This window comes from Stenotrophomonas bentonitica (genome assembly GCF_013185915.1).
GTDB classification, from domain to species: Bacteria; Pseudomonadota; Gammaproteobacteria; order Xanthomonadales; family Xanthomonadaceae; genus Stenotrophomonas; species Stenotrophomonas bentonitica.
In genome coordinates, this window is record NZ_JAAZUH010000001.1 from 809602 (window position 1) to 824474 (window position 14873).

The following is a 14873-nucleotide window of genomic DNA, read 5'->3' on the forward strand; positions in this document are numbered from 1 at the left end:
AGCATGGCACGTCAGGCCGCGCCCGCCAATCGTGCCGCCTCTTCCAGGTCCACGCTGACCAGGCGGCTGACGCCCGGTTCGCGCATGGTCACGCCCGAGAGCTGGTGCGCCGCCTCCATCGTGGCCTTGTTGTGGCTCACGAACAGGAACTGCACCTTCTCGCTCATTTCCTTGACCATGTTGGCCAGGCGGCCGACATTGGCTTCATCCAATGGCGCGTCCACTTCGTCCAGCAGGCAGAACGGGGCCGGGTTGAGCTGGAAGATCGCAAACACCAGCGCCACCGCGGTCATCGCCTTCTCGCCGCCGGACAGCAGCGAGATGCTGGACACCCGCTTGCCAGGCGGGCGCGCCATGATGGTCACACCCGTGTCGAGAAGGTCTTCACCGGTCAGTTCGAGGTAGGCGTGGCCACCGCCGAACAGGCGCGGGTACAGCTGCTGCACGCCGGCGTTGACCCGGTCGAAGGTGTCCTTGAAGCGGCCGCGGGTCTCGCGGTCGATCTTGCGGATGGCGTCTTCGAGGGTCTCCAGCGCGGTGGTCAGGTCGGTGTTCTGCGCGTCCAGGTAGTCCGAGCGCTGCGAGGCCTCGCCGTACTCCTGGATGGCGGCCAGGTTGACCGGCTCGAGCCGGCGCATGCGGCCGTCGATCTGGTGCACGGCCTGTTCCCAGTCGGTGATGCGGGCATCTTCGGGCAGGGTGTTGATCACGTCCTGCAGCACGAACCCGGCCTTCTCCACCGAGGCGGTGAGCTGGTCGGCGCTGAGCACCAGGGCCTGCTGGTCGAGCTTGCGCTGGGAAATGCGCTCGCGCTGGGCCAGGGCCTGTTCGTCGCGCTGGTGGCGGGTCTGTTCGAAGCTGCGCAGTTCGGCGTCGATGCTTTCCAGCAGGGTGCGGGCTTCGCCGAGCACGCGGTCGGCACGGACGCGTTCGCCGAGGGCGTTCTGGTGTTCGGCTTCCAGCGCGTGCACCGGCGAGTCGCCTTCGTCGAGCTGGGAGTGCAGTTCGCCGAGACGCGAGTCGAGCTGGCCGCGCTGGGTGCTCATGCGCTCCAGCGCCTGGCTGAGCGAGGCGACCTGGGTGCGCTGCGACTCCAGGGTAAGCGCCAGCGAGTGGGCGCTGTCGCGCACGTTGCGCGCGGCTTCGCGGGCGCGGTCGCGGGCATCGCCGAGCTGGCGGCGTTCGCTTTCCAGCGCTTCGCGGGTCGACTCGAGGTCGCCCATGCTGTTGACCGCGTCGTCCAGGCGGCCGCGGGCTTCGCGGACCTGTTCGCGGCTGGCGTCGAGGTTTTCCAGCAGCTGGGACAGTTCGCCTTCGATGCGGTCGATGCGGGTACGCGCGGCGTCCACCTTGCCCTGCTGGCTCTGCAACTGGCCGCCGAGTTCGGAGACGCTGCGGTGGGCCAGGTACAGCTGGCGCTGGGCGTCTTCGCGCTGTTGTTCACCGGCCAGCAGCTGGTCACGGAATTCGGCCAGGCGGTTTTCGAGTTCGGCTTCGCGTTCCTGCAGGGTGTCGATCTGTTCGCGCAGGCTGACGATTTCGCGTTCGCGCAGCAGGGCGCCCTGCTTGGCGGCGCCCGACCGGGAAACGCGGACCCAGCCTTCGCCGAGGCGTTCGCCGCCACGGGTGATGACCGAGTCGCCGTCGGCCAAGGTGTCCTGCAGGGCACGGGCCTGTTCGAGGTCCTCGGCGGCATGCAGGCGGGCCAGCAGGCGGCGGATGGCGGTGGGACCCTGGACCTTGGCGGCCAGCGAGGTCGGGGCGACCTGGAGCGGGCTGGTGTCGGCGGAGACCAGGGCGATGCGGCCATCGCCGAGTTCGGCCAAGGCGCCGACCAGCTGTTCGGGGGCGTCGACCAGCACGCCTTCGATGAGCTGGCCGAGCGCGCTTTCGACGGCGTTTTCCCAGCCGTTCTCGACGCTGAGGCGTTCGCCGACGCGGGCGCCGGAGTCCAGTCCGTGCTGCTTGAGCCAGGCGACGGCGGCGCCCTGCTCCTGGCCGAGGGCGGCCTGCTGCAGGGTTTCGAGCGAGGACAGGCGGCCGCGCGCGGCCTGGGCCTGCTTGCGGATGTCGGCCAATTCGGTCTGGCCGGTGCGCTGGCGGTCCTGCAGGCCGGCGACGGCTTCCTTGCGGGCTTCGACCTGTTCGGTCAGGCCGTCGAGCGAGGCCTTCTGGGTTTCGTGCTGCAGCTGCAGTTCTTCGAAGGCTTCGGCCAGTGCGTCGAGGTCGAGGCCGACGCGTTCGGCGCTGAGCGCTTCGCGGCGGCGGTCGGCTTCGAGCACCTGGCGGTCGAGGTAGTCGACGCGGGTGCGTTCAACTTCGCCGGCGCGCGAGGCTTCGGAGGTGGTGCGGGTATGCGATTCCCAGCGCGCCTGCCAGTCGGCCAGTTTGGCTTCGGCGTCGCGCAGGGCTTCCTGCTTGATCTCGTTTTCTTCCTGCAGCTGTTCGAGCTGGGGTTCGGCCAGGTCGACAGCGTCGCGCAGGACGGTCAGCTTGGCTTCGTCGCCGCTGATGTGCTGGCCGAGCTCGGCCAGGGCCTGGGAGGTTTCGTCGCGGGCCTTGTGCAGGCGCTGGGACATCTCGCGCTGGTGCTGGATCTGCTGCTCGAGCCGGGCCAGGGTGCTGCCGACCTGGTAGACCTCGGCCTGGGCGGTGCTGAGGGCGTCGGCGGCTTCTTCGCGGCGCACGCGGCTGGTTTCGATGCGGGCTTCGGCGTCGCGCTGTTCGGCGATGAACTGCTGCAGGCGGGTTTCTTCCTGCGAGAGGGCTTCGCGCAGGCTGCCGAGGCGGGTGTCGAGGTTGCGGTACTCCAGGGCCTTCCACTCGGCGTCCTTGACCCGGCGCTCTTCCTGCAGGCCCTGGTACTGCTCGGCCTGGCGGGCCTGGCGCTTGAGGTGTTCGAGCTGCTTGCCGATTTCCTCGCGCAGGTCGTTGAGGCGGTCGAGATTCTCGCGGGTGTGGCGGATGCGGGTTTCGGTTTCCTTGCGGCGTTCCTTGTACTTGGAAATGCCGGCGGCTTCTTCGAGGTAAACGCGCAGGTCTTCGGGGCGGGCTTCGATGATCTGGCTGATCATGCCCTGTTCGATGATGGAGTAGCTGCGCGGACCAAGGCCGGTGCCGAGGAACAGGTCGGTGATGTCGCGGCGGCGGCACTTGGTGCCGTTGAGGTAGTAGTTGCTGCTGCCGTCGCGGCTGACGGTACGCTTGACCGAGATTTCGTTGAACGAGGCGTACTCACCGGAAATGGTGTGGTCGCTGTTGTCGAAGATCAGTTCGACGGTCGCCTGCGAGACGGGCTTGCGCGCGGAGGAGCCGGAGAAGATGACGTCGGTGAGCGAGTCGCCACGCAGGCGGCTGGCGGAGCTTTCGCCCATGACCCAGCGCACGGCATCGATGATGTTGGACTTGCCACAGCCGTTGGGCCCGACCACGCCGGTCATGTTGGTGGGCAGATGCAGGGTGGTGGGATCAACAAACGATTTGAAGCCGGAGAGCTTGATCGTGGACAGACGCATGGCGTAGAGGGCTTCCGGACAGTCGCGATGGCCCGAGTATAACGGGGCGGATGTTCCACGGGCGTACGGAGCCTGAGTCGCCCGTGCTCCCAAACCGGTAGAGCCGGGCTCTGCCCGGCTGCTGTTGGATTCAGGCGAACAGCTGCAGGGTGCGCGGTTTCCCTGGCTAGGGCCGCCCGGTGCCGGTTTGCGGGGTCGCCGTAAACCCATCCATGGGGGCTAAGCGGACGCCATCCATGGCGCCGATTCCCCCGCAAACCGACCCCGGTCGACCCTTTGACAGTTGGCCGCTGGCCACGGGAAACGCGGTTGCCGGCCGTTGCCGGCGTTGCGATGCCGATCATTTCGATGCGTCACCGGGCGGGGATGATTTCACGGCGGTCGTTTGGGAACCGACCCTACCAAAGCGGGTCAGCGCACGGTCTCGAACCCGCGTAGTGACACGCCATGCGTGTCTTCTCTCGCAGACGGGGCAGATCTCTCTGGAGAAGAGCCCCCTTCTTGTTGAAGGGGGCGCGCCGAAGGCGGGGGGTTAAGGTGGAATGCGCGGATAACGCGGGCCGAAGGCCCGTGTTATCCCGGAGCGGGGCTGCCCGGCGGCCGCCCCTGCACGTAAAGACTGAAACGCTGCTTTTTGCACGGAATCGAGCAATGTCCAAAAACAAAAACGGGCACCCTTTCGGGCACCCGTTTCAGCGATCACGGCCTTGCGGCTGGGATCAGGCTTCGGCGACCACGACCACCTGGACGGTGGTTTCGACGTCGGCGTGCAGGTGGATGACCACCTCGAACTCGCCGACGTTGCGGAAGGCGCCTTCGCCCAGGATGACTTCGCTCTTTTCCAGCGGCAGTCCGGCCTTGGTGAAGGCTTCGGCGATGTCGCGCGGGCCGACCGAGCCGTACAGCTTGCCTTCGGTCGACGCGTTGGCGGCGATGGTGACGCTCTTGCCTTCCAGCGTGCCCTTGCGGGCTTCGGCGTCAGCGTGGATCGACTGGGCCTTGGCTTCGTACTCGGCGCGCTTGGCTTCGAACTCGGCAACGTTCGAGGCGGTGGCCGGAACGGCCTTGCCGGTCGGAACGAGGAAGTTGCGGCCGTAGCCCGGCTTCACGTCGACCTGGTCGCCCAGGCCGCCGAGGTTGGTGACCTTCTGAAGAAGAATCAGCTTCATGGTGTTGCTCCAAAAATGTATTCGTTAGCGGGGAAAACCCCGCAGCGGATGGCTGTCCGAATATCGAACCGTGAAAGGGGCGACCCGGGGCCGCCCGCCTTCATCAGACGTCGTGGTTGTCGGTGTACGGGATCAGGGCCAGGAAACGGGCGCGCTTGACGGCCGTTGCCAGCTGGCGCTGGTACTTCGACTTGGTACCGGTCACGCGGCTCGGCACGATCTTGCCGTTCTCGGTGAGGTACTGGCGCAGGGTGTTGAGATCCTTGTAGTCGATCTCCTTGACACCTTCGGCCGTGAACTTGCAGAACTTGCGGCGACGGAAGAACTTGGACATGTGCGTGCTCCTTAGGCGGCGGAAGCGGCGTCGTCGCCGGCTTCGTTGTCAGCGGTGTTGGCGGCTTCGCCTTCTTCGTCGTCACGACGACGACGCTCGCCACGCTCGGGCTTGTCGCCCTTCTCGTCCTTGCTCTTCATGATCAGCGACTGCTCGGTGTCGGCCGCGTCGCGGACCAGCACCAGGTTGCGCAGAACGGCGTCGTTGAACTTGAAGCTTTCGGTCAGTTCGGTCAGAACGGCCTGGTCCACTTCGATGTTCATCAGCACGTAATGTGCCTTGACCAGGTTCTGGATCGGGTACGCCAGCTGGCGACGGCCCCAGTCTTCCAGGCGGTGGATGGTGCCGTTACCGGTTTCGACCAGCGACTTGTAGCGCTCGATCATGGCCGGGACCTGCTCGCTCTGGTCCGGATGGACCATGAACACGACTTCGTAATGACGACTCATGTGTGTATACCTTTCGGATGTGGCCCTTGCGGGCCGGACAGCTCCCCGCAGGTGAAAGCGGTGGAGCAAGGGTTCCTGCCGGAAAACGGGCAGGAAGCCGCGCATTATCGCAGCAGACGGGGTTCCGGGCAAGCCGGGCGGCCGCCGGGCCGCCCCGGGGGCCGGATCAGGCCTTGTCGGCCTCGGTCGTGAAGCTCTCGCCGCAGCCGCATTCGGCGGTGGCGTTCGGGTTCCTGAACGTGAACGTCTCGCTCAGGCCCTGCTTGCCGAAGTCGATCTCGGTCCCATCGACCAGGGCCAGGCTGTCGGCATCCACGTAGATGCGGACCCCGTCCTGCTCGAACACGGTGTCGCCGGCGCGCTGGTCGCGGGCCAGGTCGGTGATGTGGCCCCAGCCGGAGCAGCCGGTGCGGGTCACGCCGAAACGCAGGCCCAATGCGTCCGGGCTCTGGGCCACGAACTTCTGGACACGGGCGAAGGCAACAGGGGTAAGGGTGACAGCCATGACAGACGACTCCAGCGGATCGGACACATTATAGGTCTACGGCCCAGTCAGAAATGCCTCGCAAGCAGAACGCTGCAACCGTTAAACTCCTCGTTCAGAGATCGAGTCGATCAACAGAGGATTCAAGTCATGACGGTGGTCAGCGTTGAACATGCGCTTGCCGGGAAGATCCCGGAAGGCGGCGAGGCAACAGTACGGGGCTGGGTGCGCACGGTGCGCGGGTCTGCGGCGCTGGCCTTCGTCAATGTCACCGACGGCTCCTGCTTCGCCCCCATCCAGGTGGTGGCCAATGACACCCTGGGCAACTTCGACGAGATCAAGGCGCTGACCCCGGGCTGCTCGGTCATCGCGCGCGGCACCCTGGTCAAGTCGCAGGGCAAGGGCCAGTCGTTCGAGATCCAGGCCAGCGACATCGAGATCGTCGGCCTGGTCGAAGACCCGCTGACCTACCCGATCCAGCCCAAGCCGATGAGCGCCGAGTTCCTGCGCGAAGTGGCCCACCTGCGCCCGCGCACCAACCTGTTCGGCGCGGTCACCCGCATCCGCAACTGCCTGGCCCAGGCCGTGCACCGGTTCTTCCACCAGAACGGGTTCAACTGGATCAGCACCCCGATCATCACCACCTCCGACGCCGAAGGCGCCGGGCAGATGTTCCGTGTCTCCACCCTGGACATGGTCAACCTGCCGCGCGACGCGCAGGGCAAGGTGGACTTCAGCCGCGACTTCTTCGGCAAGGAAACCTTCCTGACCGTGTCCGGCCAGCTCAACGTCGAGGCCTACTGCCTGGCGCTGAGCAAGGTGTACACCTTCGGCCCGACCTTCCGCGCCGAAAACTCCAACACCACCCGCCACCTGGCCGAATTCTGGATGATCGAGCCGGAAATCGCCTTCGCCGACCTGGCCGAAGACGCCCGCCTGGCCGAGCAGTTCCTGAAGTACCTGTTCCGCGCGGTGCTCGACGAGCGCGGCGACGACCTGGCGTTCCTGGCCGAGCGCGTGGACAAGAACGCGATCACCAAGCTGGAGGGCTTCATCAACGCCCCGTTCGAACAGATCGACTACACCGAGGCGGTGAAGCTGCTGCAGAACTCGGGCAGGAAGTTCGACTTCCCGGTCGAATGGGGCCTGGACCTGCAGACCGAGCACGAGCGCTGGCTGACCGAAGAACACATCGGCCGCCCGGTGGTGGTGACCAACTACCCCGAGCACATCAAGGCGTTCTACATGCGCCTGAACGACGACGGCAGGACCGTCGCGGCGATGGACGTGCTGGCCCCGGGCATCGGCGAGATCATCGGCGGCAGCCAGCGCGAAGAGCGCCTGGACGTGCTGGACGCGCGCATGGCGCAGTTCGGCCTGGACCCGGCGCACTACGGCTGGTACCGCGATTTCCGCCGCTACGGTTCGGTGCCGCACGCCGGTTTCGGCCTCGGCTTCGAGCGCCTGGTGGTGTACGTGTGCGGGCTGGGCAACATCCGCGACGCCATCCCCTACCCGCGCGCACCGGGCAGCGCCGAATTCTGATCCCCACCACGGAGGCACGCCCATGACCCTGTTCCTCGCGCTGTGTTTCGTCGGCGTGGCGATCGCCGGGTTCAGTGCCTTCGTGATTTTCTGGCCGCTGACCCTGGTCCACATCCGCGACCGCCACCCCGCCCTGGCCAGCCGCTTCGGCAGTGGGGCCTTCCTGCGCCCGGACGCGCTGCGCTGGCTGCTGGGCCGGGACTACCGCGGCACCCCCGACCGTTCGCTGTCGGGGCTGGCCACGCCGGCCTGGCTGTCGCTGCTCACCCTGCTGGCCGGACTGGGCATGGCCGCCCTGCTCTGGCTGCTTTCGATGGTACTGACATGAACGATATCTCCGCCGTACGCGACTCCTGGTGGCTGGCAAGCCTGGGCAACACCCTCATCTGGGCACGCCTGCGCGTGCGCGCCGCCGGCACCGCCGAGGTGCTCGACAGCGACGGCAACACGCTGAGCTACGACAGCGAAGACACCGCCCGTTCGCAGCTGTTCGACGCCGAGTTCGTCGAGTTCGACGGGCTGGATGAGGAAGACGCGCTGGTGCGCGGTTTCAGCCTGCACGAAGTGGAACCGCCGCACGCCGACGACGATGACGGCCTGAAGGGCCAGATGGTGCGGAACCTGGGCGCGCGCGCCTGATCCCCCGATGTTCATCCCGTCCGACTTCGTTGCGACCGACCTGACCTGGCTGGACCGGCTGCTGGCGCGCGATGCGTTCGTCACCCTGGTCACCACCGGCGCCGACGGCCTGCCGCAGGTGACCCTGCTGCCGGTGGTGTACCGCCGCGACGGCCAGGACATCCTGATCGAAGGCCACTGGGCCCGCCCCAACCCGCAGGCCGGCCATGCCGGGCCGGCGCTGATGCTGGTGCACGGCCCGCACGCCTATCTGTCGCCGGGCTGGTACCCGGACAAGGACAGCGCCGGCCGCGTGCCGACCTGGAACTACGCCGCCGCCGAACTGCGCGGCGCGCTCGAGCCGGTGACCGACCCGGGCGAACTGATGGACATGCTGGACGCGCTCAGCGCGGTCAACGAAGCCAGCGTCGGCAACGACTGGCGGCTGGACCGCGACGACCCGCGCCAGACCCGCATGCTGAAGGGCATCGTCGGCTTCCGCTTCCGCCCCAGCCAGGTGCAGATCAAGCTCAAGCTGAGCCAGAACCATCCCGAGGCCAACCAGCTGTCGGTGATCGATGCCCTGGAGGGCTCCGGCTCCCCCGCTTCCCAGGACCTGGCGCAGTGGATGCGCCAGGTACGCGAGCAGCCCGCCGCCGGCGGCTGACCCACCCCACCTCACGTCAGGGATACCGAAACGATGAAAGACATCCACCAGCTGCTGCAGAACAACAAGAACTGGGCCGACCGGATTGAACAGGAGGACCCCGAGTTCTTCCACCAGCTGGCCAAGCAGCAGCATCCCGAATACCTGTGGATCGGCTGCTCCGATTCGCGCGTGCCGGCCAACCAGATCATCGGCATGGCCCCGGGCGAAGTGTTTGTACACCGCAACATCGCCAACGTGGTGGTGCACACCGACCTGAACTGCCTGAGCGTGATCCAGTACGCAGTGGACCAGTTGAAGGTGAAGCACATCCTGATCGTGGGCCACTATGGCTGCGGCGGCGTACACGCCAGCCTCAACCACACCCGCGTGGGCCTGGCCGACAACTGGCTGCGCCATGTGGGCGATGTGGCGCAGAAGCATGCGGCGATCATGGAGGCGATCGAAGAGCCGGAGCTGAAGCACGCACGCCTGTGCGAGCTCAACGTGATCGAACAGGTGGTCAACGCCTGCCGCTCGACCATCGTGCAGGACGCCTGGGCGCGCGGGCAGAAGCTGATGGTGCATGGCTGGGTCTACAGCCTGAAGGACGGCCGGGTGCGCGAGATGGGTATCGACGTCGGTGCGCCCGAAGACCTGGCCCCGGCCTACGAAAAAGCGCTTGCGCACGTACCGCGCCGCGGCAAGCGCGACTGACCTTCACCACGGAAACCACCATGCTGCCCTCGCCGATCAACCTGCTTGGCTGGATCGAAGAAAACCGCCACCTGCTCAAGCCGCCGGTGGGCAACAAGATGATCGAGAACGGCGACTTCATCATCATGGTGGTCGGCGGCCCGAACAGCCGCACCGACTTCCATTACGACGAAGGCCCGGAGTGGTTCTACCAGCTCGAAGGCGAGATGCTGCTGAAGGTGCAGGAAGACGGCGCGGTGCGCGACATTCCGATCCGCGCCGGGGAAATCTTCCTGCTGCCGGGCAAGGTGCCGCACTCGCCGCGCCGCCCGCCCGGCGGGGTCGGCCTGGTGGTCGAACGCAAGCGGCTGGCGCATGAGAAGGACGGCGTGATGTGGTTCTGCGAGCGCTGCAACCACAAGCTGTACGAAGAGTATTTCACCCTGCAGAACATCGAAACCGACCTGCCCAAGCTGTTCGCCCGCTACCAGGCCGACATCAGCATGCGTACCTGCGACAACTGCGGGCATGTCGACCCGCTGCCGGGTGGCTGACCCCGCGTTATAGGATTCGTGCCATATACAGCTCGCATGGATAGACTGCGGTTTCACTGCCAACCCTGATCGACCCATGTCCGAGCTCCTCAGCCGCACCCATGCCACCGCCCTGGACGCCGCCGACCCGCTGCGCGCCCTGCGCGCCGAGTTCGTCTTTCCCCAGCACAACCACCGCGACCAGACCTATTTCGTGGGCAATTCGCTGGGCCTGCAGCCGCGTGCGGCCAAGGCCGCGGTGCAGGAGGTGATGGACAAGTGGGGGGCGCTCGCGGTCGAGGGTCACTTCACCGGCGAGACCCAGTGGCTGGGCTACCACCGGCTGGTCAACGCGCAGCTGGCCCGGATGGTCGGCGCGCTGCCCAGCGAAGTGGTGGCGATGAATACGCTCAGCGTGAACCTGCACCTGATGATGGTCAGCTTCTACCGCCCCACCGCCGAGCGTCCGGTGATCCTGATGGAGGCCGGCGCCTTCCCGACCGACCGCCATGCGGTGGAGTCGCAGATCCGCTTCCACGGCTTCGACCCGGCCACCGACCTGGTCGAGGTCCAGCCCGATGAGCCCAACGGCACGATTTCGCTGGCAGCGATCGAGCGTGCCATCGCCGAACACGGCCCGCGCCTGGCGCTGCTGCTGTGGCCCGGCGTGCAGTACCGCAGCGGCCAGGTGTTCGACCTCGACGCGATCACCCGCATGGCGCGCCTGCAGGGCGCCCGGGTCGGCTTCGACCTGGCCCATTCGGTCGGCAACGTGCCGCTGCAGCTGCACGACATCGCTCCGGATTTCGCGGTCTGGTGCCACTACAAGTACCTCAACAGCGGCCCCGGCGCGGTGGCCGGCTGCTTCGTGCACGAACGCCACCACCGCGACGCCAGCCTGCCCCGGTTCGCCGGCTGGTGGGGCCACGAGGAAGCGACCCGCTTCAAGATGGCACCGCAGTTCGTCCCGGCGGTGGGGGCCGAAGGCTGGCAGCTGAGCAACCCGCCGGTGCTCGGGCTGGCCCCGCTGCGCGCCGCGCTGGACGTGGTGGACAAGGCCGGCGGCATCGAGGCCATGCGCGCCAAGTCGCTGCAGCTCACCGGCCTGCTCGACGCGCTGGTCCGTGCCCGCCTGGCCGGGGTGCTGGAAGTGCTGACCCCGGCCGAACCCGAGCGCCGTGGCTGCCAGCTGTCGCTGCGCGTGGTCGGTGGCCGCAACCTGTTCGAATATCTGCAGACGGTGGGCGTGCTGGGCGACTGGCGTGAGCCGGACGTGATCCGCATTTCGCCCACCCCGCTGTACAACCGTTACCTCGACCTGCATCACTTCGTCGAAGAAGTGGAATCCTGGGCGGGCCTGTAAGCCTGCCCTCCCCTGCGTGGACCCTGACTTGATCGCATCTGCACACCGCTCCCTGAGCATCATCGGCGCCGGCCTGGCCGGCTCCCTGCTGGCCATCCTGCTGTCCCGCCAGGGCTGGCGGATCACCCTGTACGAACGCCGCGGCGACCCGCGGATCAGCGACTACGAGAGCGGCCGCTCGATCAACCTGGCCCTGGCAGAACGCGGGCGCAACGCGCTGCGCCAGGCCGGGGTGGAAGACGCGGTCATGGCCAAGGCGGTGATGATGCGCGGGCGCATGGTGCATCCGCGCCAGGACGAGCCGCAGCTGCAGCGCTACGGCCGCGACGACAGCGAAGTGATCTGGTCGATCCACCGCAAGGACCTCAACACCACGCTGCTGCAGCTGGCCGAAGACGCCGGCGCGCAGGTGCACTTCCACCGCCGCCTGCACACGGTGGATTTCGATGCCGGCTACGCGCGCTTCATCGACGATCGCAACGACCACCCGCACGACATCCGCTTCGACACCCTGATCGGCGCCGACGGTGCCGGTTCGGCGCTGCGTGCGGCGATGAACCGCAAGCACCCGCTGGACGAGCGCATCGAGTTCCTCGACCACTCCTACAAGGAGCTGGAGATCCCACCCACTGAGGACGGCGGGTTCCGCATCGAGGCCAACGCGCTGCACATCTGGCCGCGCGGCAACTACATGTGCATCGCGCTGCCCAATGACGAAGGCACCTTCACCGTCACGTTGTTCCTGCCCAACGAGGGCAACCCCAGCTTCGCCACCACCAACAGTGGTGCGGAAGCCGAGGCGCTGTTCGCACGCGATTTCCCCGATGCACTGGCACTCATCCCGAACCTGCGCCGCGACTGGGAAGAACACCCGCCCGGCTTGCTTGGCACCCTGCACCTGCGCCAGTGGCACCTGCAGGGCCGCGCGGTACTGCTGGGCGATGCCGCGCACGCGATGGTGCCGTTCCACGGCCAGGGCATGAACTGCGCGTTCGAAGACTGCGTGGCGCTGGCCCGGCACCTGCAGGAGCAGGACTCGCTGGCGGCCGCGTTCGCCGCGTTCGAGGCCGAACGCAAGCCGAATGCCGAAGCGATCCAGCAGATGGCGCTGGAAAACTACCTGGAAATGCGCGACCGCGTGGCCGACCCGGCGTTCCTGCTGCAGCGCGAGCTGGAGCAGGCGCTGCAGGCGCGCTGGCCGACCCGCTTCGTGCCGCACTACACCATGGTGACCTTCCTGCACACGCCGTACGCGGTGGCGCTGGAACGCACCGAGCTGCAGCGGAAGATCCTGCAGGACGCCACCGCCGGTCACGAAACGCTGGAGCACATCGACTGGGCCGCGCTGGAGCGCGTCGTGCACGCGCAGCTGCCGGTGCTGGAGGGCGCGCACTGATGGCCGACAGCTTCCTGTTCTACGACCTGGAAACCTTCGGCCAGGACCCGCGCCGCACCCGCATCGCGCAGTTCGCCGCGATCCGCACCGACGCCGACCTCAACCAGATCGACGAACCGGTCAGCTTCTACGTGAAGCTGGCCGACGACCTGCTGCCGTCTCCAGTGGCGACGCTGATCACCGGCATCACCCCGCAGCACGCACTCGCTGAAGGCGTCAGTGAAGCGGAGGCGTTCGCGCGCATCAACGACCTGATGGCACGGCCCGGCACCTGCACGCTGGGCTACAACACGCTGCGCTTCGACGACGAGTTCGTCCGCCACGGGCTGTTCCGCAATTTCTTCGATCCGTACGAGCGCGAGTGGCGCAACGGCAATTCGCGCTGGGACCTGCTGGACATGCTGCGCCTGGTGCACGCACTGCGCCCGGACGGCATTGCCTGGCCGCAGCGCGAAGACGGCGCCACTTCGTTCAAGCTCGAGCACCTGGCACTGGCCAATGACGTGCGCGTCGGCGACGCGCATGAAGCGCTGTCGGACGTGCACGCCACCATCGGCATGGCGCGCCTGTTCAAGCAGGCCCAGCCCCAGCTGTGGGACTACGCACTGAAGCTGCGCGACAAGCGCTTCGTCGGCAGCCTGCTCGAGGTGGACGCCCTGCAGCCGGTGCTGCACATCTCGATGCGCTACCCGGCCCAGCGCATGTGCGCCGCCCCGGTGCTGCCGATCGCGCGGCACCCGTACATCAACAACCGGGTGATCGCGCTGGACCTGGAAGGCGACCTCGACGGGCTGCTGGCGCTCCCGGCCGAGACCCTGGCTGCGCGCCTGTATACCCGTGCGGCCGACCTCGCCGAAGGCGAGCAGCGCGTGCCGCTCAAGGAAGTGCACCTCAACAAGGTGCCGGCGCTGGTCGCCTGGAACCACCTGCGCCCGGCCGACCACGCCCGGCTGGGGATCGACGTGGCGCTGGTGGAGGCCAATGTCGCCCGGGTGCGCGCGGCCGGCCCGGCGCTGGTCGAGAAGGTGCGCCAGGTCTATGCCGGCGAGCGCACCGCCACGGTCAGCGACGTCGACGCCTCGCTGTACGACGGCTTCCTGGCCGACGGCGACAAGGCCTTGATGACCCGCCTGCGCACCAGCCCACCGGCCGAGCTGGCCGGGTTCGCCGAGCGGCTGAAGGACCCGCGCATGCCGGAACTGCTGTTCCGCTACCGCGCGCGCAACCATCCGCAGACCCTGGACGCCGCCGAACGGGGTCGCTGGAACGACTACCGCCGGCAGCGCCTGCTCGGCGACGCCGCGCTGGGCGAGCAGAGCCTGGCGGAGTTCCGCGCGCAGCTGGACATCTTGGCCGCCGAGCACGCCGACGCGCCCGACAAACTGGCCCTGTTGCAGCACCTGCGCGACTGGGGCAACGACCTGGAGCAGAGCCTGTGAGCACCTATTTCACCCCTGCCAGCTTCACCTTCCTGCGCGGCCTTGCCCGCAACAACGACAAGACCTGGTTCAACGCGCACAAGGACAAGTACGAAGAGAACGTGCGGCAGCCGTTCCTGCGCCTGATCAGCGACCTGCAGCCGGACCTGGCGGCGGTGAGCGACCACTTCCGTTCCGACCCGCGCGGCGTGGGCGGCTCGCTGTTCCGGATCTACCGCGACGCGCGTTTTTCCAACGACAAGTCGCCGTACAAGACCTGGCAGGGTGCGCGGCTGTTCCATGAGCGGCGCAAGCAGGTGCCGGCGCCCTCGTTCTACATCCACCTGCAGCCCGGCGAAAGTTTCGTCGGCGCCGGGCTGTGGCACCCGGAGCCGGCCACCCAGCGCAAGGTCCGCCACTTCATCGTGGACAACCCGGGTGCCTGGAAGGCCGCCGCACATGCGCCGGCGCTGCGGAAGAAGTTCGATTTCGAGGAAAGCGAAAAGCTGGTGCGGGCCCCGCGCGGGTTCGAGCCGGACTTCGAGTTCATCGACGACCTCAAGCATCGCAACTGGGTGTTCTGGCGCGCGCTGGACGACGCCACCATGACCGGGCCGAAGCTGCGCCAGACCCTGGCCAAGGACCTGGTCACGCTGGGGCCGTTCGTGGATTATCTTTGTGCGGCGTTGGATCTGGAGTTCTGACCC

At 67.3% G+C, this 14873-nt stretch carries 15 protein-coding genes; 10 read left to right on the plus strand and 5 right to left on the minus strand.

Translation table 11 applies throughout. The features are described from left to right. Positions 1–11: 11 nt before the first annotated feature. The 5 genes from smc to HGB51_RS03625 all read right to left on the minus strand — a co-directional run bounded on the left by smc (position 12) and on the right by HGB51_RS03625 (position 5972). Complete coding sequence (gene smc / locus HGB51_RS03605; protein ID WP_070206393.1) at positions 12–3515, minus strand: chromosome segregation protein SMC; 3504 nt, start codon at positions 3513–3515, stop codon at positions 12–14. Between the two features lie 719 nt (positions 3516–4234). After that, on the minus strand, positions 4235–4684 hold the full coding sequence (rplI, locus tag HGB51_RS03610; protein ID WP_070209227.1) for a 50S ribosomal protein L9: 450 nt from the start codon (positions 4682–4684) through the stop codon (positions 4235–4237). 103 nt (positions 4685–4787) lie between these two features. After that, complete coding sequence (gene rpsR, locus HGB51_RS03615) at positions 4788–5018, minus strand: 30S ribosomal protein S18 (protein WP_002804494.1); 231 nt, start codon at positions 5016–5018, stop codon at positions 4788–4790. Positions 5019–5029: 11 nt separating this feature from the next. Then, complete coding sequence (rpsF, locus tag HGB51_RS03620; protein WP_070209226.1) at positions 5030–5467, minus strand: 30S ribosomal protein S6; 438 nt, start codon at positions 5465–5467, stop codon at positions 5030–5032. A gap of 166 nt (positions 5468–5633) precedes the next feature. Further along, positions 5634–5972 (minus strand): HesB/IscA family protein, encoded by a 339-nt coding sequence (locus tag HGB51_RS03625; protein ID WP_070209225.1) that lies wholly within the window; start codon positions 5970–5972, stop codon positions 5634–5636. A 129-nt stretch (positions 5973–6101) separates the two neighbouring features. Between HGB51_RS03625 and asnS the strand changes: the two genes are divergently transcribed. From asnS to HGB51_RS03675, 10 genes are all read left to right on the plus strand, one after another. After that, positions 6102–7496 carry an asparagine--tRNA ligase gene (gene asnS / locus HGB51_RS03630; RefSeq protein WP_070209224.1) on the plus strand — a complete coding sequence of 465 codons (1395 nt, stop codon included), beginning with the start codon at positions 6102–6104 and terminating at the stop codon, positions 7494–7496. A 22-nt stretch (positions 7497–7518) separates the two neighbouring features. Continuing rightward, the gene (locus HGB51_RS03635; RefSeq protein WP_070209223.1) at positions 7519–7824 is read left to right on the plus strand and encodes a hypothetical protein; all 306 of its coding nucleotides are present in this window, start codon (positions 7519–7521) and stop codon (positions 7822–7824) included. Then, positions 7821–8135 (plus strand): hypothetical protein, encoded by a 315-nt coding sequence (locus tag HGB51_RS03640; RefSeq protein WP_070209222.1) that lies wholly within the window; start codon positions 7821–7823, stop codon positions 8133–8135. Before HGB51_RS03635 ends, HGB51_RS03640 begins: the two co-directional genes overlap by 4 nt. A gap of 7 nt (positions 8136–8142) precedes the next feature. Next, a complete protein-coding gene (locus HGB51_RS03645) occupies positions 8143–8781 on the plus strand; it encodes an FMN-binding negative transcriptional regulator (protein ID WP_070209221.1) in 639 nt (212 codons plus the stop codon). A gap of 33 nt (positions 8782–8814) precedes the next feature. Next, positions 8815–9477: a carbonate dehydratase gene (can, locus tag HGB51_RS03650; protein ID WP_070209220.1), complete on the plus strand. Its 663-nt coding sequence runs from the start codon at positions 8815–8817 to the stop codon at positions 9475–9477. A 20-nt stretch (positions 9478–9497) separates the two neighbouring features. Next, positions 9498–10010 carry a 3-hydroxyanthranilate 3,4-dioxygenase gene (locus HGB51_RS03655; RefSeq protein WP_070209219.1) on the plus strand — a complete coding sequence of 171 codons (513 nt, stop codon included), beginning with the start codon at positions 9498–9500 and terminating at the stop codon, positions 10008–10010. A gap of 76 nt (positions 10011–10086) precedes the next feature. Then, positions 10087–11352 (plus strand): kynureninase, encoded by a 1266-nt coding sequence (kynU, locus tag HGB51_RS03660; protein WP_070209218.1) that lies wholly within the window; start codon positions 10087–10089, stop codon positions 11350–11352. 28 nt (positions 11353–11380) lie between these two features. After that, complete coding sequence (locus HGB51_RS03665) at positions 11381–12748, plus strand: FAD-dependent oxidoreductase (protein ID WP_070209229.1); 1368 nt, start codon at positions 11381–11383, stop codon at positions 12746–12748. Further along, positions 12748–14187, plus strand: coding sequence for an exodeoxyribonuclease I (gene sbcB, locus HGB51_RS03670; RefSeq protein WP_070209217.1), 1440 nt, complete (start codon positions 12748–12750; stop codon positions 14185–14187). The genes HGB51_RS03665 and sbcB overlap by 1 nt, the downstream gene beginning before the upstream one ends. Further along, entirely contained in the window at positions 14184–14870 is a 687-nt protein-coding gene (locus HGB51_RS03675) for a DUF2461 domain-containing protein (RefSeq protein ID WP_070209216.1), read from the plus strand. Before sbcB ends, HGB51_RS03675 begins: the two co-directional genes overlap by 4 nt. Positions 14871–14873: the final 3 nt, after the last annotated feature.